18 protein-coding genes and 1 pseudogene are annotated in these 20,604 nt (G+C 71.3%); 11 read left to right on the forward strand and 8 right to left on the reverse strand.

Features of this window, described 5'->3' with window-relative positions; all coding sequences use genetic code 11:
* Positions 1-10: 10 nt before the first annotated feature.
* From nthB to ACMTAK_RS43490, 5 genes are all read left to right on the forward strand, one after another.
* Complete coding sequence (gene nthB / locus ACMTAK_RS43470; protein ID WP_413811239.1) at positions 11-682, forward strand: nitrile hydratase subunit beta; 672 nt, start codon at positions 11-13, stop codon at positions 680-682.
* Positions 679-1,281, forward strand: coding sequence for a nitrile hydratase subunit alpha (gene nthA, locus ACMTAK_RS43475; protein WP_413811240.1), 603 nt, complete (start codon positions 679-681; stop codon positions 1,279-1,281). Before nthB ends, nthA begins: the two co-directional genes overlap by 4 nt.
* The gene (locus ACMTAK_RS43480; RefSeq protein WP_413811241.1) at positions 1,278-1,679 is read left to right on the forward strand and encodes a nitrile hydratase accessory protein; all 402 of its coding nucleotides are present in this window, start codon (positions 1,278-1,280) and stop codon (positions 1,677-1,679) included. Before nthA ends, ACMTAK_RS43480 begins: the two co-directional genes overlap by 4 nt.
* 322 nt (positions 1,680-2,001) lie before the next feature.
* Positions 2,002-3,117, forward strand: a complete 1,116-nt coding sequence (locus ACMTAK_RS43485; protein ID WP_413811242.1) for a M24 family metallopeptidase — start codon at positions 2,002-2,004, stop codon at positions 3,115-3,117.
* A gap of 204 nt (positions 3,118-3,321) precedes the next feature.
* Entirely contained in the window at positions 3,322-3,963 is a 642-nt protein-coding gene (locus ACMTAK_RS43490; RefSeq protein ID WP_413811243.1) for a discoidin domain-containing protein, read from the forward strand.
* Here ACMTAK_RS43490 and ACMTAK_RS43495 read toward each other — a convergent pair.
* Positions 3,923-4,189: pseudogene (locus tag ACMTAK_RS43495) on the reverse strand (SpoIIE family protein phosphatase); the annotation flags it as partial. The gene ACMTAK_RS43490 and the pseudogene ACMTAK_RS43495 overlap by 41 nt on opposite strands.
* Before the next feature lie 149 nt (positions 4,190-4,338).
* Between ACMTAK_RS43495 and ACMTAK_RS43500 the strand changes: the two are divergent.
* The 4 genes from ACMTAK_RS43500 (at position 4,339) to ACMTAK_RS43515 (ending at position 6,509) form a co-directional block, all read left to right on the forward strand.
* Positions 4,339-5,028 (forward strand): siderophore-interacting protein, encoded by a 690-nt coding sequence (locus ACMTAK_RS43500; protein WP_413811244.1) that lies wholly within the window; start codon positions 4,339-4,341, stop codon positions 5,026-5,028.
* Positions 5,029-5,104: 76 nt separating this feature from the next.
* Positions 5,105-5,284, forward strand: coding sequence for a ribbon-helix-helix domain-containing protein (locus ACMTAK_RS43505; RefSeq protein ID WP_413811245.1), 180 nt, complete (start codon positions 5,105-5,107; stop codon positions 5,282-5,284).
* A gap of 1 nt (position 5,285) precedes the next feature.
* On the forward strand, positions 5,286-5,630 hold the full coding sequence (locus tag ACMTAK_RS43510; protein ID WP_413811246.1) for a VOC family protein: 345 nt from the start codon (positions 5,286-5,288) through the stop codon (positions 5,628-5,630).
* A 21-nt stretch (positions 5,631-5,651) separates the two neighbouring features.
* Entirely contained in the window at positions 5,652-6,509 is an 858-nt protein-coding gene (locus tag ACMTAK_RS43515; RefSeq protein WP_413811247.1) for a class I SAM-dependent methyltransferase, read from the forward strand.
* 68 nt (positions 6,510-6,577) lie between these two features.
* Here ACMTAK_RS43515 and ACMTAK_RS43520 read toward each other — a convergent pair whose 3' ends face one another.
* The gene (locus ACMTAK_RS43520; protein ID WP_413811248.1) at positions 6,578-7,180 is read right to left on the reverse strand and encodes a TetR/AcrR family transcriptional regulator; all 603 of its coding nucleotides are present in this window, start codon (positions 7,178-7,180) and stop codon (positions 6,578-6,580) included.
* A 99-nt stretch (positions 7,181-7,279) separates the two neighbouring features.
* Between ACMTAK_RS43520 and ACMTAK_RS43525 the strand changes: the two genes are divergently transcribed.
* Positions 7,280-7,894 (forward strand): dihydrofolate reductase family protein, encoded by a 615-nt coding sequence (locus tag ACMTAK_RS43525; RefSeq protein ID WP_413811249.1) that lies wholly within the window; start codon positions 7,280-7,282, stop codon positions 7,892-7,894.
* 113 nt (positions 7,895-8,007) lie between these two features.
* Positions 8,008-9,198, forward strand: a complete 1,191-nt coding sequence (locus ACMTAK_RS43530; RefSeq protein WP_413811250.1) for an alginate lyase family protein — start codon at positions 8,008-8,010, stop codon at positions 9,196-9,198.
* Between the two features lie 24 nt (positions 9,199-9,222).
* Here ACMTAK_RS43530 and narI read toward each other — a convergent pair whose 3' ends face one another.
* The 6 genes from narI to ACMTAK_RS43560 all read right to left on the reverse strand — a co-directional run bounded on the left by narI (position 9,223) and on the right by ACMTAK_RS43560 (position 20,576).
* Entirely contained in the window at positions 9,223-9,915 is a 693-nt protein-coding gene (gene narI, locus ACMTAK_RS43535) for a respiratory nitrate reductase subunit gamma (RefSeq protein ID WP_413811251.1), read from the reverse strand.
* Positions 9,912-10,547: a nitrate reductase molybdenum cofactor assembly chaperone gene (gene narJ, locus ACMTAK_RS43540; protein ID WP_413811252.1), complete on the reverse strand. Its 636-nt coding sequence runs from the start codon at positions 10,545-10,547 to the stop codon at positions 9,912-9,914. Before narJ ends, narI begins: the two co-directional genes overlap by 4 nt.
* The gene (narH, locus tag ACMTAK_RS43545) at positions 10,544-12,178 is read right to left on the reverse strand and encodes a nitrate reductase subunit beta (RefSeq protein WP_413811253.1); all 1,635 of its coding nucleotides are present in this window, start codon (positions 12,176-12,178) and stop codon (positions 10,544-10,546) included. Before narH ends, narJ begins: the two co-directional genes overlap by 4 nt.
* 1 nt (position 12,179) lies before the next feature.
* The gene (locus tag ACMTAK_RS43550) at positions 12,180-15,920 is read right to left on the reverse strand and encodes a nitrate reductase subunit alpha (RefSeq protein ID WP_413813173.1); all 3,741 of its coding nucleotides are present in this window, start codon (positions 15,918-15,920) and stop codon (positions 12,180-12,182) included.
* Positions 15,921-16,206: 286 nt separating this feature from the next.
* Complete coding sequence (locus tag ACMTAK_RS43555; protein ID WP_413811254.1) at positions 16,207-17,241, reverse strand: tellurite resistance/C4-dicarboxylate transporter family protein; 1,035 nt, start codon at positions 17,239-17,241, stop codon at positions 16,207-16,209.
* A 479-nt stretch (positions 17,242-17,720) separates the two neighbouring features.
* Positions 17,721-20,576, reverse strand: a complete 2,856-nt coding sequence (locus tag ACMTAK_RS43560; protein WP_413811255.1) for a hypothetical protein — start codon at positions 20,574-20,576, stop codon at positions 17,721-17,723.
* Positions 20,577-20,604: the final 28 nt, after the last annotated feature.

The following is a 20,604-nucleotide window of genomic DNA, read 5'->3' on the forward strand; positions in this document are numbered from 1 at the left end:
GAGTGGTGTCGTGGAGGGGATTGCCGATATGGGCGGTACCCCGGGATGGGGCCCCGTTCAGCCGCCGAGGCGCGATGAGCCGGTCTTCGAGGAGCCCTGGCAGGGCCGGGCATTCGCGCTGGCGAGCCTCTCCGGCCGCATCGCGTTCGGCGGCGTCAACCTGGACGCCTTCCGGCACGCGCTCGAGCGCCTGGACCGGGCCGCCTACCTGAACGACGGCTACTACGGGCGATGGCTCAACGGCGCGGAGCTGATGCTCACCGACAGCGCCATCCTGGCGCCGGGTGCCATCGACGCCCGCGCCCGCAACCTACGGGGCGAACACGTGGCGGAGCCGCCGATCCCCGAGCCCGCGGTACCCGACTACGCGCCGACCGCCGAGGGCTCGCTGCGCTCCGTGGCCACCGCCCCCGCCTTCGCCGTCGGCGAGCGGGTACGGGCCAGGGCCATGCCGGTGCCCGGGCACACCCGGCTGCCGGGCTATGTACGGGGACACACCGGGATTGTCGAGATCGTCCAGCCCGCTTTCGTGCTGCCGGACACCAACGCCCACTTCCAGGGCGAGCATCCGCAGCACGTCTACTCGGTGCGATTCGACTCACGCGAGCTGTGGGGCGCCGACACCGAACCCTTCGCGCTCACCGTTGAGCTGTTCGAGAGCTACCTGGAGACCACCTCATGACCGCCACCAACGGCGGGGCGGGCGAGACCCTTCCCGCGGCCCTGCGTACCGAGGCACTCGAGCAACTGCTCACCGAACGGGGTCTGATCGACCCGAAGGTGCTGGAGGGGGTGATCACCACGTACGAGACCAATGTGGGCCCGCTCAACGGCGCCAAGGTCGTCGCCAGGGCCTGGACCGACCCGGAGTACCGGCGGCGGCTGCTCGACGACGGCACGGCGGCCATCAAGGAGCTCGGCTTCTCAGGGGCGCAGGGTGAGCACATCATCGTCGTGGAGAACACCGCGACCACCCACAACGTGGTGGTGTGCACCCTGTGCTCGTGCTACCCGTGGCCGGTGCTCGGCCTGCCGCCGAGCTGGTACAAGGACCCTGCCTACCGCGCACGCGTGGTGAAGGAGCCCCGCACGGTGCTGTCCGAGATGGGACTCGAACTCGACGACGACGTGCGGATCACCGTCCACGACTCCACCAGTGAGGTGCGCTGGTTCGTACTGCCCGAGCGCCCGGCCGGGACCCAGCACCTGTCCGAGGAACAACTCGTGCCGCTGGTGACCCGGGACGCGATGGTCGGCGTGGCCAAGGTGGTGGCGCCATGACCGCGCCGCTGGACATCGAGGGCCCGGCCGCACCGCCGCGCTCCAACGGCGAGTTGGTGTTCGCCGAGCCCTGGGAGGGCCGCGCCTTCGCCATGGCCGTCAGCCTGTACGAGGCGGGCGCCTTCACCTGGCCGGGGTTCCAGGCCGCGCTGATCGCCCGGATCGCGGCCCGGGAGACCGCGCCGACACAGGAGGAGCCATTTCACTACTACCGGCTCTGGCTGGCCGCCCTGGAGGACGTGCTCGTCGGCCTGTGCGTCGTGTCCACGGACGAAGTGAGCGCACGCGCCCGCGCCCTGGCGCGACGTCACCCGGGCCATGACCACCGGGACGACCACGACCATGTGTTCAAGCCGCTCCCGATGGCCGACGGCATCACTCCGGTCCGCCGGAGGTGACCGGTGCCCGGCGGCCGGTGAGGTCCGGAGCGATGAGCCGGGCCATCGTGGGGACGGCTCACCGCTCGGGACGGAGGGTCAACGAGCTCAGGGTCTCAGTTTCGGCCCAAGCTGATTGCGTTCATGACCGGTGAATGACGTGATGCCAGGTGGCGATCGCGGTCTTGTCGCTCGGCAAGGCCTCGTGTTGGCTACGCCGGGCTCGTGCCGCACTCTATGGAGACTGAGGCCGTGAGAAGGGGCTCCGACCGGGGCTCCGGCCGGTCGAGGCGCTCTGGTCTGCTGCCTCGGGCCGGTCCGACACCAGGATGGAGAACTCCCTGTGATCCCTGCCGATCTCTACCCCGCCGACCGTCTGGTGCGCGCGCGGGAGGCCGCTGCCGACGCGGGTCTGGGCGCGCTGTTGATCAGTCCCGGCGCCGACCTGCGGTATCTGACGGGGTACCACGCCCTTCCCCTGGAGCGGCTCACCTGTCTTGTGCTCCCCGTGGACGGCGAACCCTTTCTCCTGGTACCGGAGTTGGAGCGGCCTGCCGCGCTCGCGTCCCCGGCGGGGAACCTCGGGATCGAGATCAGCGGATGGGCCGAGACCGAGGACCCGTACGCCCTCGTCGCGGCCAGGCTGCCCGCCGGTATGGCCCGGGTCGGCGTCGACAACCACATGTGGGCCGAGAAGGTCGTCGCCTTCCGTGCCGTGCTGCCCGACACCGACCAGGCACTCGCCGGAGAGGTACTCGGCCGGCTGCGGATCCGCAAGACCGAGGCCGAGGCCGAGGCGCTGCGCCGGGCGGGGGCGGCCATCGACCGGGTGCACGCCCGCATGGGCGAGTGGCTGCGCGCCGGGCGCACCGAACGCGAGGTCGGCCGGGACATCGCGGACGCCATCGTGGCCGAGGGCCATGTGCGGGCCGACTTCGTCATCGTCGGTTCCGGACCGCACAGTGCCAGCCCCCACCATGAGCTGTCGGACCGGGTGATCCTGCCCGGTGACCCCGTGGTGGTCGACATCGGCGGGACCACCGAAGACGGCTACTGCTCCGACTCCACCCGCGATTACGTCGTCGGCGAGCCACCGGCGGAGTACCGACGGCTGTACGAGGTGCTGCTGACCGCCCAGCGTGCCCAGACCGACGCGGTACGGCCCGGTATCACCGCCGAGCGGTTGGACGCGATCGGCCGGGATGTCATCACGGACGCGGGCTTCGGGCCGCACTTCATCCACCGCACCGGTCATGGCATCGGGCTGGAAACGCACGAGGAGCCCTACATCGTGGCGGGCTCCGCCCTGCCGTTGGAGCCCGGTATGGCCTTCTCCGTGGAGCCGGGCATCTATCTTCCCGACCGGTTCGGAGCCCGCATCGAGGACATCGTCATCTGCACCGACGACGGCGGGGAGCGGCTCAACCGCACCAGCCGTGAACTGGTCGTACTGCCCTGACCTTCCCCGAGCGGGGTTCGTTCCCGCTGCGGCCGACCAAGCGCCGCCGGGTGCCGAGTCGTTGACAGAGCCGATGAGCGGTAGAAATCTGTCAAAGCATCGCTGCAAAAGATAGACGAAATCACTCAACTCTCGCACTGCGGCTGGCTCGGCACCACCGCGGCATCGTCTGGGCCTGCTCAGGGGAAGGATCGAGAAGGCCTTATGAGACATCACGGTCGGCGGTTATCCGCCGGGCTTGTGACGGCGGGTCTGCTCACGGTCGGGCTGCTGCCCGTGACAGCCCATGCCGCGGAGGGCGCCCGGGCCGCGGAGGGAGTGAATCCGGCGCTGGGCAGGCCGGTGACGGCCAGTGGGGCCCACGGCTCCTATCCGGCGAGCAATGTCACCGACGGCAGCCAGGCCTCCTACTGGGAGGGGCCCGCGGGCTCGTTCCCGCAGTGGGTGCAGATCGACCTCGGGAGCGAGACGGGCCTCGACGAGGTGGTACTGAAGCTCCCCGCGTCGTGGGAGTCCCGCACCGAGGCGGTGAGAGTCCAGGCGAGCACCGACGGCCAGGACTTCACCACCGTGGTTCCGGACGTGCGCAAGGACTTCTCGCCATCGTCCGGCAATACCGTGGCGCTCGACGTCACGGCCGAGGGGCGGTACGTACGCGTACAGGTGACCGGCAACACGGGCTGGAACGCCGTCCAGCTCTCCGAGGTGGAGGTGCGCGGGGAGGCGGGCGGGGAGAATCCGGGGGACCCGCCCGCGGGCACCAACCTGGCGCTGCGCAAGCCGATCGAGGCGTCGCAGTTCGTGATCAACGGCTCCGCGAACCGGTCCTCCGCACGGCGCGATTGAGCGCCGTGTCCGGGGCGTCCCGCCGCCACCGAGTTCTCCCTGAACGGCGAGCCCGGCGTCCGCCGTACAGCCGCAACGCGTAGGGCTGGACGTCGGCGCCAAGGGTGTCGGCCAGTGTCCGCACCGCCGTCCGCGGGCGGCCCATGCCGGCCGAGGCGTGGATGCCGTGGCCCACCACATCGCCGACGACCAGTGCCACACGGGCGCCCGGCAGCGGGATCACATCGTCGTCGACCGCGAGCTGGTGTTCCCCCTCGGCGAGGTGCCAAGTCGCGTACTATCGCATTCGATCGAGAACGCGTACTATCGCGTTCTGACCGGTCGTGGCCGCCCAACTCCCCCCGCACGCCCCCGAGTTCCCCGAGGAGCACTCCCATGCCCACGCTGCTGGACCCGGTCCTGGACCTGCTGACGCTCCGCGGCACCGTCACTGAGGCCGAACCGATCGCCGCCCGTATGCGGCGGCTGCGCATCGAGGGCGACGCCCTCGCCGGGCTCGACGTCCGTCCCGGGCAGCAGGTGCGCGTCCTGGTCGGCTCCGGGCTGATCCGTCGTACGTACTCCGTGTGGGCCTATGACCCCTCCGGCGCCGTCGAGTTGTGCGTGCTGGACCACGCCGGAGCGGGGCCGGGGGCGCGCTGGGGCGGGAGCGTCGAGGTCGGCGCGCGGGTGCGGCTGGGCAAACCCGAGGGGTCCTTCACGCTGCGGCCCGAGGCCGCCCATCACGTCTTCGTCGGGGAGGAGACGGCGTCCGTCGCCTTCGGCGCGATGCTGGCCGCACTGCCGCCCGGGGCGCGCGTCTCCGGCTGCGTGGAGACGGAGACGGCCGCGGACCGGCTGCCGCTGACCCACTCGGACCGCATCGACTGGCTGTCCAGGGGCGGCACTTCGCTCCCGGACGCGGTGCGACGCCTCGCCCCGGAGTCGGGCGGGATCGCCTACGTCGCCGGGGAGGCCCGGACCGTGCAGCGGGTGCGGCAGGTGCTCGTCCGGGAGGTGGGCTGGGACCGGCGCGCGGTGCTCACCAAGCCGTTCTGGGCGCCGGGGAAGCGGGGGCTGGAGTAGGCGCCGGCACTGGATGGTTCGCCATGGCCGCCGCGCCTATCGTCTTCTAGCTTGCTAGGATGCTAGCATCGCACTCGTGGGTGACAGGGAAGTCAAGCAGTTCAACGTGTACCTGCCGATCGAGCTGATCAAGCAGGTCAAGTACCACTCCATCGAGTCGGGCATGTCGTTGTCGGCACTGGTCGCCGAAGCGTTGCGCGCCTACCTCGACGACGCCCATGAGCACGAACAGCGATCGACCGAGAAGGAGGGCTGACATGGCGACCGAAGGAATCGAGGCCGTGTTCCTGACGACCCACAACTGGGGTAAGTCGGCGAGGTTCTTCCAGGCGCTGGGGTACGAGCTGGAGTTCGCCACCGACCACGACTCCGGCCGGCTCCGCAACGGCGACGGGCCGTACGTCTTCATCTCCGAGGTCCCCGAGGATCGAGAGCCGCAGACGCGGATCGTGCTGAAGGTGGCGGACGCGGACGCGTTCCGTCCCGACCCCGCCGTCGAGGTGGTCACGCCGTTCGAGGACACCCATTACGGGACCAGGGAGATGACCGTCCGCGACCCCGACGGACGCCTGTGGAACCTCCAGGCCCCCGGCAAGGACTGACCGCGACGAAAGGGGAACACCGTGGTGGACGAGCAGACCGGGGCGCCGGACAGTACCGCGGTAAGGACCGCCCTCTGGCGGGCGATGCATGTCCAGGTCGACCCACCGCCCCATGTGCTCGAGGACGAGATCGGTCTGCTGCTGGCGGCCCCCGACGCTGACTGGCGCCGCCGCCCCGACATGGACCCGGACGCCACCAGAGGGTTCCGGGCGGCCATGGTGGCCCGCGCGCGTTTCATCGAGGACCTGATCGCCGAGCGGGCCGACCACGGCGTCACCCAGTACGTCATCCTGGGGGCCGGCCTGGACACCTTCGCCCAGCGCAGGCCGGAGACCGCCTCCCGCGTGCGGGTCTTCGAGGTCGACCAGCCCGGCCCGCAGGCATGGAAACGCCATCGCCTGGACGAACTCGGCTATGGCGTCCCCGACTGGCTGCGCCTGGTGCCGGTCGACTTCGAGGCGAGCGAAGACTGGCTGAAACAGCTGGCCGCGGCCGGTTTCGAGGCCGGCAGGCCCGCGGTCATCGTCTCCACCGGCGTCACCATGTACCTCACCGAAGAGGCCACCGCGGCCACCCTGCGGCAGATCGCCGGGCTCGCGCCCGGCTCGACACTCGCCATGACCTTCCTGCTGCCGGCCGAACTTCTCGACGCCGCCGACCGCCCCGGCCTCCGCGCGAGCAAGGAAGGCGCGCAAGCGGCCGGAACGCCGTTCATCAGCTTCTACACACCGCCCGAGATGCTGGAACTGGCCCGCGAAGCCGGATTCAAGGACGTCCGGCATGTGCCGGGAGCTTCGCTCGCCGAGCGCTACTTCGCCGATCGCGCCGACGGCCTCCGCCCATCGAGCGGGGAAGACCTGCTGCTGGCCACCACCTGACGCGCACGACCGGACGGCGTCCCTCCATGGCGACGCGACTCGTGCCCTTCAGGCGGAACTCATGCCCTTTAGGGGACACGCAATGCCTGGCGCCAGTGGTCGGTGACGGTGTGGCGCAGCCGTGCGGTGTCGACGGTGTGGGGGTCGAGGAGGCATTGCAGTCCGATCCCGCGCAGCTGTCCGAGGACCGCGATGGCGACGTCGTCGGGGACGATGTCCGGGCGCACGTCGCCGTCGGCGATCCCGGCGGCGACGTCGATGCGCAGATCGGAGCGGAACGCCTCGTCGCGCTCGCGGAAGATCGGGGCCAGCTCGGACGCGGTGGCCGCTTCGGCCCACAGCAGCAGGAAGGCCCGGTTCATCGTTCCGGCGCCCCCGGAGGCGCCGATGTAGCCGTCGACGAGGCGCAGGAGCCGGTCCAGTCCGGGCGGGAGGTCCGCGAGCCCGGGGACGAAGCCGGTTTGCGTCGTGCGGGCCAGCCGCTCGATCAGGGTCTGCTTGGAGCCGAAGTGGTGGGTGACGATCCCACGGCTGTACCCCGCTTGTTCGCCGACCCGTGCCAGCGTCAGCGACCGCACACCGTGCTCCACGACCAGTTCGGCGGCGGCGTTGAGCAACGCGGCCTCGGCCTGGGCGCGGCGCTCCTGCTGGGTACGGCGAGTGGTGACCACGCGGATATCCTAACAAGTAACTTGCGTGTTGACCGGCAAGTATGTGAGGCCGATGTGCCGGAGCGATGAGTTCGGGCGGCGGATCGGGTCTGCCCTGACATGACTCGAATCATCGCTGACATCTCGGTCTCCCTCGACGGCTTCGTCACCGGGCCCGACCCCGGCCCGGACAGCGGCCTGGGCACCGGCGGCGAGGCCCTGCACACCTGGGCGTTCTCCGACGACCCCGACGACCGCCGGGTGCTGCGCGAGGGGACCGTCCGCTCGGGCGCCGTCGTCCTCGGCCGCCGGCTCTTCGACGTGGTCGACGGGCCGGGCGGCTGGGACGACACGGTCGGCTACGGCGCCGGCGAGGTCGGCAGGCCCGCGTTCGTCGTGGTGACGAGCTCGCCGCCGGAGTCGGTACGGCTCACCGACCTCGACTGGACGTTCATCACCACCGGTCTGCCCGACGCCGTCGCCGCCGCGCGTGAGCGCGCCGAGGCGGCGTCGTCGGACAGCGGCAAGGATCTCGACGTCATCCTCATGGGCGGCGGCGCCACGGTCGGCTCGGCGATCGAGGCCGGACTGGTCGACGTGGTGTCGCTGCACCTCGCGCCCGTCGTGCTGGGTGCCGGAACGCCACTGTTCACCGGCGGAGCGCCGCGCACACTGGTCCAGCGGAGCGTGACCCCGACAACGACCGCGACGCACCTGACCTACGACGTCCTCTGACCACGTCCGACGTCGACCGGCATTGACTTGTTCACGAGCTGTCCTTATGGTCCAGACCATCCTGTCCGTATGTGGGAACTGTGTTCTCATCCATGAACAGAAGAGGTCATGGGATGGCACGAACCAGAACCGCGTTACTCAGTGTTCTCGCCCTGCTGGCCGGTCTGCTGAGCCTCCAGCTCGGCGGACCGGCCGCACGGGCCACGGCCGCGCCGGCCGCCTTCACCCACCCCGGGGTGCTGGTGAGCCGGGCCCAACTCGACTACGCCCGCTCGAAGGTGCAGGCAGGCCAGCAGCCCTGGAAGGCCGCCTACGACGACATGTTGGGCAGCTCCTACGCCTCGCTGTCGCGTACCCCCCAACCGCGCGCCGTCGTGGAGTGCGGCTCGTCGTCCAACCCCAACCACGGGTGCACCGAGGAGCGCCAGGACGCCATCGCGGCGTACACCGACGCGCTCGCCTGGTACTTCACCCGGGACAGCAGATACGCCAAGAAGTCGATCGAGATCATGGACGCCTGGTCCTCCACGATCACTGATCACACCAACAGCAACGCCCCGCTCCAGTCCGGCTGGTCCGGCGCCACCTGGCCGCGCGCCGCCGAGATCATCAAGTACACCTACGACGGCGGCTGGTCGGGCGCCGGACGCTTCGCCACCATGCTGCGCGACGTGTACCTCCCCGAGGTGATCAACGGCGCCGCCACCAAGAACGGCAACTGGGAACTGGTGATGACCGAGGCGGCCATCGGCATCGCGGTCTTCCTCGATGACCGTTCCGCCTACGACAAGGCGGTCAGCACCTACCTCGACCGCGTCCCGGCGTACGTATACCTGACCAGCGACGGCGACCTGCCCAAGCCGCCCGCGGACAGCAGCATCGACACCGAGGCCGAGATCATCAAGTACTGGCAGGGCCAGAGCACCTTCGCCGACGGCCTCGCCCAGGAGACCTGCCGCGACTTCGGGCACACCGGCTGGGGCATCGCCTCCATCGCGGACATCGCGGAGACCAGCCGCATCCAGGGCCAGGACCTCTACCCGAAGATCCAGGACCGGCTGCGCTACGCACTGGGCTTCCACACCGCCTATGAGAACGGCACCGCCGTGCCGTCCTGGCTGTGCGGCGGCTCCGTCAAGAAGGGCCTGGACCAGGTCACCGAGGTCGGCTTCAACGCCCTCCACAACCGCCTCGGCATCAGCATGTCCAACACCCAGAAGTACACCGAGGCCCACCGCCCGTCCGGCACGGACAACTACTTCAACGCCTGGACGACCCTCACCCACGCGGACAACCCGTCCTGACCGGGCGATGCCCCGGCCCCCCCGCTACCGCCGGGGGGCCGGGGTGCGGGAGCGGTAGACGACGTAGGGCCTGGTGAGGTAGCCGATAGGGGCGGTGAAGGCGTGGACGAGGCGGCTGAAGGGCCAGAGGGCGAACAGGGCCATCGCCAGCAGGGCGTGGATCCGGTAGACCAGAGGTGCGTGGGCCATGGCGGGCACGTCGGGGTCGAGGGTGAACAGGCTGCGGAACCAGATCGAGACGCCCCGCCGATAGTCGTAGGAGTGGTGGCCGGCGCCGGTGGCGGTGGCGGTGAGCCCGGCGAGCAGGACCGTGGCGAGCAGCGGGTACACGACGCGGTCGCCGCGGCTGGTGGCGGCGCGTACGGCGGGCACGCGCAGCCTCCGGTACAGCAGGATGCCGAGACCGGTGACGGTGGCCAGCCCCGCGGTGCCGCCGACGAGCAGGGCGTTGGCGTGGTACAGCGATTCGCTGACGCGCAGCCGTTCGGTGAGCGTTTCGGGGATGAGCAGGCCCACGACATGGCCGGCGATCACGAAGAGCAGCCCGTAGTGGAAGAGCGGCCCGCCGATGGCGAGCATGCGGTGTTCGTGGAGCTGGCTGGAGCGGGTGGTGAAGCCGAACCGGTCGTAGTGGTAGCGCCAGGCGGTGCCGGCGGTGAAGAGAGTGAGGACGAGGTAGGGGAGGACGCCCCACAGGGCGATGTGCAGGTGGTTCACTGGCCGGTTCCTCTCGCGAGGGGGGTGGCGGTGGGGGTGTTCGCGGCGAAGGGGGCCAGGCCCACGGTTTCGGTGGGCGGTCCGCCGCGGGCGAGTGCGAGGGCCGCGGCGCGGTCGGCGGGTGAGGGGCCGGGCAGGGTGTCGCAGACGGCGCACAGGATGTCGGCGTACGGACTGCCGTGGTCGGTGAGGGCCATCCGCAGCAGCTCCAGGGCGGCGCGGTGGTCGAGCAGCAGCCGGGTGCCCGGGTCCGGGCAGCGGGCGGCGAACTCCAGCATCAGCGGCAGGTGGTCGGGGAGTTCGTCCTCGGGGGGCGCCCATCCGTGGGCGCGGTAGTGTGCCTTGAGAGCGGCGAGGGTGCCGCCGCGGCGGCGGGTGTCGCCGTCGGTGTAGTAGGTGAGGTGCAGGGTGCGGCGGCGGCTGCGGTCGAAGGTCCGGACGTAGGCAGAGGCCAGGTCGAGCACCGGGACGCCGTCGACGGCGGCGCAGAACCGCAGCAGCGGCGTGGCGGCGGGGACGGTGAGTTCGGTCAGGCAGTCCCGTACCAGGGCGTGGCGGGCGGGCCAGTCCGGCCCGGGGTAGCCGAGGAGGAGGGCGGCGGCCTGGTGCGCCGCGGGGGCGGCCGGGTTCACCGGGTGCCCTCGTCGCGCTGGGGGAACAGCCCGGCGGGGCGGCCGCGGCCGTTCCAGTTCAGCAGGTTGAGCCGGCCGGCCAGGCCGGATCCGGCACCGGCGGGTTCGGGTGCCGGGGGCGCGTGGAAGGCGCCGGTGTCGCCGTACGGCATCATGCCGGGCAGGCCGTCGCCGTCGAGGCTGCAGGAATCCGTGGGAGCGTCGCCGCCGGGTGTGGCGGTGTAGCTGGTGGGGATGACGTACCGCTCCTCGTACTTGGCGAGGGCGAGCAGCCGGTACATCGCCTCGATGCCGTCCTGGTCCAGGCCGACGGCCGCCGCGATGGCGGGGTCGCGCTCCTCGCCGAGGTTGATCCGGCGCATATGGCTGCGCATCGCGGCCAGCCGGCACAGGGCGGCCTCGACCGGCCCGGGATCGCCCGCGGTGAAGAGTTCGGCGAGATAGCCCAGCGGGATGCGGAGGCTGTCGATGGCGCCGAAGAGGTTGACGGGATCCTCGCCGTCGTGGCCGGTGGCGGTGAGCGCGTCGACGACCGGGGACAGCGGGGGGACGTACCAGACCATGGGCATGGTGCGGTATTCGGGGTGCAGCGGCAGGGCGACCCGGTATCGGCTGATGAGCGCGTGCACCGGGGAGCGCCGGGCGGCCTCGATCCAGTCGTGCGGAATGCCGGAATCGGCGGCGGCGCGGGCCACGTCGGGGTCCTCGGGGTCGAGAAAGCAGCCGAGCTGGGCCTCGTAGAGGTCCTTCTCGTCGGGGGTGGCGGCGGCCTCGCCGACCTTGTCGGGGTCGTAGAGGATGACGCCGAGGTAGCGCAGCCGCCCCACACAGGTCTCCGAGCACACGGTGGGCTCCCCGGCCTCGATACGCGGATAGCACAGGGTGCACTTCTCGGCCTTGCCGCTGCGGTGGTTGAAGTAGACCTTCTTGTACGGGCAGCCGCTGACGCACATGCGCCAGCCGCGGCAGCGGTCCTGGTCGACCAGGACGATGCCGTCCTCGATCCGCTTGTACATCGCGCCGGAGGGGCAGACGGCCACGCAGGAGGGGTTGAGGCAGTGTTCGCAGATGCGCGGCAGGTAGAACATGAACGCCTGCTCGTACTCCAGCCGGACCTTGTCGCTCATCTTCGCCAGGACCGGGTCGCCCGCGATGTGCTCGGGGCCGCCGCCGAGGTCGTCGTCCCAGTTGGGGCCCCAGGTGACGGCGGTGGGGCGGCCGTCGACGAGGGAGCGGGGCGGGGCGGTGGGCACGTCGTCGCCGAGCGGGGCGGTGGTGAGGGTGTCGTAGTCGTACGTCCAGGGCTGGTAGTAGTCGTCCAGCCGGGGCAGTTCGGGGTTGGCGAACAGCCGGGCGAGGCGGCGGGCGCGGCCGCCGGTGCGGGGCACCAGCCTGCCGCCCTTGAGGTGCCAGCCGCCCTTCCAGGCATCCTGGTCCTCATAGCCGCGGGGATAGCCCTGGCCGGGGCGGGTCTCGACGTTGTTGAACCAGACGTATTCGGTGCCGGAGCGGTTGGTCCAGGTCTGTTTGCAGGTGACCGAGCAGGTGTGGCAGCCGATGCACTTGTCGAGGTTCATGACCATGGCGACCTGGGCCATCACCCGGGGGCTGCGCGGCCGTTGGCGCGGCATGTCAGTACTCCACGTTCTGGGAGCGGCGCCGGATGACGGTGACCGCGTCCCGCTGGTTGCCGGTGGGTCCGTAGTAGTTGGGGGCGAAGGAGAGCTGGGCGTAGCCGCCGATGAGGTGGGTGGGTTTGATGAGGAGCTTGGTGAGGGCGTTGTGCACTCCGCCGCGGCGGCCGGTGGCCTCGGACTTGGGCACGTTCACCAGCCGTTCCTGCACGTGGTACATGAACACCGTGCCGGTGGGCATGCGGTGGGAGACCACGGCGCGGGCGACCACGACGCCGTTGGCGTTGACGGCCTCGATCCAGTCGTTGTCCGATACCCCGATGGCCTCGGCGTCGGGGACGCTGAGCCAGATGACCGGGCCGCCGCGGGCCAGGGTCTGCATGATGAGGTTTTCCTGGTACTCGGAGTGGATGGACCACTTGGAGTGCGGGGTGAGATAGCGGACGGTGACCGAGCGTCCGGTGTCGCCGCGTCCGGTGTCGCCGTCCGCCCCGGGTGGGGCCTCGCCGAGGGCGGCGAGGTCCAACGGCGGCCGGTAGACGGGGAGTTGTTCGCCGAGCTCGGCCATCCAGGAGTGGTCGAGGTAGAAGTGCTGGCGGCCGGTGAGGGTGTGCCAGGGCTTGCGGTGTTCGGTGTTGATGGTGAACGGCGCGTAGCGGCGGTCGGGGGCCTCCTTGCCGGACCATTCGAAGCTGGCGCCGACCTGGACGGGGCGGGCCTGGGTGTCGGAGAACACCACCCGGCGTTCGGCCACCGAGGCGCCCAGTTCGGTGAGGCCGGAGCCGGGGCCGCAGTGCTCGGCGAGCCGGGCGAATCCCTCGGCGGCGAGACGCCCGTTGGTGGTGCCGGACAGCGCGAGGATGGCCTCGCACATCTTGGCGTCGGTGTCGAGGAGGGGCCGGCCGGCCGCGGCGCCGCGGGTGGCGGTGGAGCAGCGGTCGGCCAGCCAGGCGACTTCCTGGTCCGGGATCACCGTGATGCCCTTGACCTGCATGCCCGACTGCTGGGCCAGCGGACCGAAGGCGGCGAGGCGGTCGGCGACGGCGGTGTAGTCGCGGGTCACGAGGGTGACGTTCGGCAGGTTCACGCCCGGTACGGCGGGGGTGTGGCCGTCGCGCCAGTCCGGTACGGTCCCGCCGGGCTGGGCGGTCTCGTCCGGGGTGTCGTGCATGAGGGCGGTGGCGACCAGGTCGTGGGCGGTGTCCAGCCGTCCGGCGGCGAGTTCGCTGAGCTTGCGGGCGAGGCCGTGGAAGATGTCGAAGTCGGTGCGGGCCTGCCAGGGCGGGCTGATGGCCGGGGTAAAGGCATGGACGTAGGGGTGCATGTCGGTGCTGGACAGGTCGTGTTTCTCGTACCAGGTCGCGGCGGGGAGCACGAGGTCGGCGAAGAGGGTGGTGGAGGTCATCCGGAAATCCAGCGCGAGCAGCAGGTCGAGCTTGCCGCGGGGCGCCCGGTCCTGCCAGGTGAGGTCCGCCGGCCGGCGGTCCGGTGGGGTCTCCTCGGCGGTGGTGTTGTCCTGGGCGCCCAGCAGATGGCGCAGGAAGTACTCGTTGCCCTTGGCGGAGGAGCCGATGAGGTTGGCCCGCCATACGGTGAGCACGCGCGGCCAGTTCTCGGGCGCGTCGGGGTTCTCGCAGGCGAACTCCAGCTCACCCCCGGCGAGTTGTTCGGCGACCCACTCCCGCGCCGGCCGTCCGCTCTGCCGCACCAGGCGGCCGAGCTCCAGGGAATTGGCGGAGAAGGTCGGGTAGGAGGGCATCCAGCCCAGCCGCATCGACTGTGCGACCAGATCGGCGGTGTGACGGCCGGTGAACAGCCCCTGGCCGGTGGGCGAGGCGAGCGCGTCGGCGCCGTACCGCTCGTAGCGCCACTGGTCGGTGTGGAGGTACCAGTACGGGGTGCCCGCCATCTGCCGGGACGGCCGTGTCCAATCGGCGGCGGTGGCCAGTTGCTGCCAGCCGGTGTACGGGCGCACCTTCTCCTGGCCGACGTAGTGGGCCCAGCCGCCGCCGTTGACGCCCTGGCAGCCGGTGAGCAGCAGCAGGGTGAGGAAGGAGCGGTAGATGGTGTCGGAGTGGAACCAGTGGTTGGTGCCCGCGCCCATCACGATCATGCAGCGGCCACGGGTCTTCTCCGCCGTGCCCGCGAACTCGCGCGCCGCGCGGATCACGGCCGCGGCCGGGACCGAGGTGATGGCCTCCTGCCAGGCCGGAGTGGCGGGTGCCGAGGCGTCGTCATAGCCGGTGGGCCACTGCCCGGTGAGGCCGGGGCGGCCCACCGCGTACTGGGCCAGGAGCAGATCGAAGACGGTGGTGACCAGCCGTCCGCCGAGGCGTCGTACGGGGACGGCGCGCCGGACGGTGGCGCCGGGTTCGTCGAAGCGGGGCAGTTCCACTTCGGCGGTCCGGGCGCCGGGGGTGCGGTGGAGGGTGAGCCGGGGGGTGATGCCCTCCAGATCGAGGTTCCAGCGGCCTTCGCCGCCCTTGCTCCAGCGGTCGCCCAGGGTGCCATGGGGGACCACGGGCCGGTCGGTCTCCGCGTCGTAGAGCACCGGCATCCAGTGCCGGGCCGCCTCGTCGGCGTGGGCGCCCAGGCGCGGTTCGGTGTCCGCCAGGGCGGCGGCGGTGAGGAAGGCGCCGGGGATGTGGTGCCCGTTCCGTTCCGTCAGTTCGACCAGGAAGGGCAGGTCGGTGAAGCGCCGGACGTAGTCGGTGAAGTAGGGCACCTGGCGCTCGACGAAGCACTCCTTGAGGATGACGTGACCCATCGCCATGGCGACCGCCCCGTCGGTGCCGGGGTGGGGGTGGAGCCATTCGTCGGCGAACTTGGTGGCGTCCGCGTAGTCCGGGGAGACCACGACCACCTTCTGGCCCCGGTAGCGGGCCTCGGCCATCCAGTGGGCGTCGGGGGTGCGGGTGACCGGCACGTTCGAGCCCCACAGCATCAGATACGCCGCGTCCCACCAGTCCCCCGATTCGGGGACGTCGGTCTGGTCGCCGAAGACCTGCGGGGAGGCGATCGGCAGATCCGCGTACCAGTCGTAGAACGAGATCATGGGCGCGCCGATCAGCGCCATGAAGCGGGCGCCGACGGCGTGGGAGGCCATCGACATGGCGGGGATCGGGGAGAAGCCGGCGATCCGGTCCGGGCCGTGGGCGCGCAGGGTGTGGACATGGGCGGCGGCCGCGATCTCCAGGGCCTCCTCCCAGCCGATCCGCACCAGCCCGCCCCTGCCGCGGGCCGACTGGTAGCGGCCCCGCTTGACCGGGTCGCCGGTGATCTCGGCCCAGGCGGCCACCGGGTCGCCGAGCCGGTCCCGGGCCTCCCGGTAGAGCTCGACCAGCACACCGCGGGCGAGGGGGTGGCGCACCCGGGTGGGGGAGTAGGTGTACCAGGAGAAGGAGGCGCCGCGCGGGCAGCCCCGCGGTTCGTACTCGGGGCGGTCCGGGCCGACCGAGGGGTAGTCGGTCTGCTGGGTCTCCCAGGTGATCAGCCCGTCCTTGACATAGACCTTCCAGGAGCAGGAGCCGGTGCAGTTGACGCCGTGGGTGGAGCGCACCACCCGGTCGTGCGCCCAGCGTTCGCGGTAGGGGGAGTCCTCCACGCTCTGGTCCGTCCGGTAGACGGCCCTCAGGTCGGGGGTGGTCGGGAGGCGGCGGAGCGCGGTCCCGGCCGCGAGCAGTCTCTCCGTCACCGCCGAGGCGGCGGTTCCGGCCTTCTCTCGTGCTGTGCGGCGCACCAAGGTCCAGCTCCTTCGGCTGTGGCTCCGCGCCGAACGGTCGGCCGGGGCCCTGATTGCGTTTCGCGCGACAGCATCACTCGCGCATCAGCCGTGTCGTATGACCCATTTGAGTCATTTAGCATCACCTGGATTGCTTTTTCCTTGCGGTTTGCCTTTCCTGTGGCGGACGCGTGTGCCGATGAAGGCGGCGCGATGAACGGAACTTGACAGCGTGTCAGTATTGCCTGGTAGGCAAACGGGGGGAGCTCACCAGTTAGGCGAAGGACGTCCTTCCGCCGGACTTTCATATCTCTTGACCCGGTTTCTGGCCTGAATTCGCTGCCGCCGTCCAATGACAGCGCGTCCGCACCAACCCGGCCGCGACCAGCGACCACACACCCAGCGCCACCCAGACCGCGAGATGCCCGAGGAGCACCAGGCGGTGGATCCCCTCGGCCTCGCCGAGTGCGCTGGTGGACACGGCGTACATGCCCGTGGGGAAGACGATGGTCCACCAGGCAGGCTCGTACCTCAGGGGCACCCGGTGCAGCAGATGCCGCCAGATCCCGGCGGCCAGCAGCGGTGGCAGCAGGCAGGTGGCCCAGCCCCACAGGGCGATCAGGGCGACGCGGATCACCGCCTGGAGGTGGGGGATGCCGAACCCCTGGTGCACCAGCCGGGCACCGGCGAGCAGGCTGATCGCGCAGGCCCCCATCGTGATCCAGTACGGCGGGGACAGCTCCCGGGGCCGTACCCCGAACCGCGCCAGCCGGCATGCGACCACCGTGGCCACCGCCGCGTACAGCAGCACCCCGGCCGCCCAGCCGAGCGCTTCGGCCGGCCGGGCGCGGCCGGGGGCCAGCGCGGCCACCGCCAGGACGGCGGACTGGATCCCCACCACGCACAGGAACCAGATCCCGTCCGCGCGCCTGACCATCCCGCCCGCGCCGAGCCGGTGCGCCATGAACGCCACACACCCCAGCAGGAGGACGGCAACGGGTATGGCCAGCACCGGCAGGGCCGCCGCGGCCGCCCGCGCCGGGCCCGCGGCCAGCCGGACGGCGAGCACATCGGAGCCGGCGACGAAGGTGAAGAAGCCGAAGAGCCGTGCGGGATCCCGCAGGTCGGCCGCCACCTCGCGTGGATATCGCGCCACCCGCCACACCAGCCCCGCCAGCAGCCCGCCGTAGAGCACCACGGCCACGGCCAGCAGAACGCCGGACAGCCGTGGGGCGCCCACCGCCGCCAGTCCCTGGGACACGATTCCGGTCGCCATCACGGGGGCGAAGGCACTGGGCGGCAGGTTGCGCGCCGTCACCCCGTTCATCGTTCGCAGCACGCCAGCAGGCTGCCACCCCAGTGGAGTCCGGGTGCGGTGGCGGGGAGGGGCGGAACGCGGCAAGGAGTTCACCGGCCACCGGTTCCCCAAGGAACGCGCGGGTCCTGCTTGGTACGCGCTTGAACCAACGCAGACCGTTCCGATATCCGAGGGGTCCCGGGCCGACCAGGGCCGACCGTGGGAAAGGGGCCACCGTGGCGTGAAGGCGCACCCCGAACACCTGTCCCCGGCCCCGGACGGCGATCAGCCGGGCAGGGGCGGGGGCGACTCCTTCTCGGGACCGATCGGTGAGCGGGCCACCGCGTGCGCCGCCCCGCGGCGTGCTGCCTGTCGGCCGCCCGGTTCGCGTCCGCGTGCCACGGGCATGATCAGGTCAGGTCGTCGGGCCGCTGCCGGAGTGTGCGCGGCGGCCAGTCCGCCTGGCGACCTGAGTCAACGATCCGGGTCAGGAACGGGTCGAGTCCCGTGAGCACGACAGATCACCTTTCCGCGATCGTGGATGAGCGGGGGCCGGAGCCGAAAACATCCGGGAACGCACCGGGGTTCGGAGTCTTGCGCGGGTGGCGCAGCAGTGGCGGCGCGAGCAGTCCGCATGGCTCGGGCTCGGCGCGGAGCCCGGTCCCGGCGTAGTAGCGGTTGGCCGCCGACGGCGCGACCCGGATGCGGAGTTCGTTCCCCCCGGGCCGCAGGGCGTCGGCGGGGATCGTGACGCGGTACGGCGCCCAGGCGCGCTCCGCCACCCGCGCGCCGTTCACGGACACGGCCACGGCTCCGGCGACCGCCGGGAGCGTCAGCTCCAGGGGGACCGGCGTGTCGAGCTCGATCCGCCGCACATAGTCGGCGGTGCCCGCGAACGCCGGAAGGCCCTGGCGCTCCCAGCCGCATGTCACCGCGATGTCGCGGCGGGTGCCCGCCTCCTCGTACGAGTCCTCGGCGACCTCGAGCAGCCAGCCGGATTCCAGCGCCTCCGGCGCCGACCACTCCGGTGTGCCATGACCGGCCGCGGCCCCGGAATCCTCCGTGGCGTCCGCCCGACCGGAAGCGGGATCCGCGTCCCCGCGCACACGCAACAGGCGCAGCGCGTTCTGCTCCAGCCGCAGCGCGACCGGGTTCTCGGCTGCGTCGAGGGTGCGCACGGTGCCGTCGGCGGCCTCCCATTCCTCGATGTGCCAGGGCCCGTCGGGCAGCAGGAGCTCCACCGTCCCTTCGGCCTCGGTGAAGCACGCGAAGCGGAAGCCGCCGGCCGTGTCCGGGCCGCCGCGCCAGCGCACCGGCGAGCCCGCGGGCACGCGCAGCGTCGGCTCAGTCCGTCCACGCTGTGCGGTGAGCCCGCGCAGGGCCGCCTCCTCGGGGACCGCGTGGAACATCTCCACGGCGGGAGCGAGGTCCGCCCAGTCCTCGGCGGCGGTCTGTGGGCCCTCCTGGTAGACGGCGGGCGTCGCGCCGCCGGCGAGCACCCGTACGCCCGATTCGGCCAGGCGGCGAAGTTGGCGCAGCGACGCGGCAGAGCGCAGCGTTGTCACGGCGGGGAGCACGAGCGCCCGGTACCGGCGGTCCCCGAAGCACACCGCGCCTTCCTCCACGGTGGCGGCGTCGAGATCGCGTTCGTCCACGAGGTGGAAGCCCACCCGGGATTCGGTGAGCGCGCGGGCCCACTCGCCCAGCGCCGACGCCTGCTCGCCGAGCTGACCCGCGGTCCACACCGTACGCAACGGGTACAGGACCGCCACGTCGTTCTGTGGTGACACCGGATCGAGGAACTCGCTCAGCCGCGCGCTCTCGAGCGCGAACCGCGGGTGATGTTCGGCGAACCAGGGCTCGAAGTTGATGCCCGGGGGGAAGTCGAAGCGCGGGTTCCGCAGCGACTCGTGATCGTCTCCATGGCCATGGGTCTGGTAGAAGCCATGGAAGATCATCTGTCGCATGCCCTGGAGATGGTGGTTGATCGCCGTTGTGCGCAACTCCTGCAAGGTGAGCCCCCAGTGGCCGGACCACGGGGTCCCGCCTTCGGGCGGGGTGACGAAGTACTGCTCGACCATCGTCCCGCCGCGGCCGTGGTGGCGGGCGACCGAGTCGCCGAACACGGGGCTGAGCTGCACCAGGGCGTCCTGCGCGTCCACCGCGGTCAGGTCGCGGTAGCCGTCCACGCCGAAGTGGTCGAGCCCGAAGTTCACCCGCAGGTCCCAGTTCGCGAACGCGGTGTCGAGCGCCCAGCCGCCGACGTGCCCGAGGACTTCATGGCCGGACTGACGCAGACCGTGGGCGTGGCTCCAGGTGCGCAGCCTGCCGAGGAACGTCTCCATCGCGTAGCCGCTGAAGTGCTCGTAGAACTGGGCGCGGAGGCCCAGCCGCTCCGGGTCGTCCCCGTCCAGCACGGCGGCGAGCACCTGCGGGGTCCGCCCGCCCCAGCGTTCCCGGATCGAGACGGCCAGACGCTCGTGGAACGGCATCGCCGAGCGCAGGTCTCCCGTGCGCTCCGCCCAGTCGTAGTACACGGCGTGCGGCTGGTCGAAGAACACGTAGGCGACGGTGGAACCGAAGAAGTCGCCCAGGGCGTCGGCGAAGGGCTGGTAACCGGCCTCGATGAAGCGATCGACCGCGACCGGGTCGACGGGGTTCACGAGCCGGGAGGTCGCGCAGCGGGCGGAGACGAACACGATCGCCTCCGCGCCGCCGGGCACGGGGTCGACGAGGCGGACACGGCATCTGTCGGCGGCGCCGTCCACGCGGTCGACGAGCTCGGGCCGCTCGGCGGCCGTGCCCTGCTCCCTTTCCGCGGCTTCCACGGCTTCCGCGGATTCCACGGCTTCCGCGGATTCCACGGCTTCCGCGGCTTCCACGACGAGCGCGTACTCGACCCGCCAGTCGGCCCAGGCGACGACGCCGCCCTCGTAGTGCCAGTCCATCGCGGCCGGGCCGAGGTTCTCGGTCGCCGAGCGGATCCCGCTGAGCGAACCCTCGCTCGCGCCCGCGGGGATCCGCACCCAGAACAGATGCCGTTCGCGCAGCTCGTCGTGTCCGGCCACGGCCCGGCCCGCCGCGTGACCGGTCTGCCAGTTGTAGTCGTCATAGATGCCGACGATCATGCCGAGCTCGGCGGCCGCCTCGACGGCCGTACGGCACGCGGCGAGGTAGTCGTCGTCGAGGTAGCCCTCGATCGGGTACGACAACCGCGCCTGCACCTGGAAGCTCCGGATCCCGGCGTCGTGCATCTGCCGCACCTGGGCGCGGATCGTGTCCTTCTCGGGCAGCCGGTGCCAGAACCAGTAGGCGGCGGGCGCATGCCAGGGGTCCGGGTTCCGGAATCGGTGCAGCGCGGTCTCATGTGCGGACACGGGTGTCAGCTCCTCGAGTGGCGGCGAG

This window comes from Streptomyces lacaronensis (genome assembly GCF_047337785.1).
In the GTDB taxonomy this organism is placed as follows: domain Bacteria; phylum Actinomycetota; class Actinomycetes; order Streptomycetales; family Streptomycetaceae; genus Streptomyces; species Streptomyces lycopersici.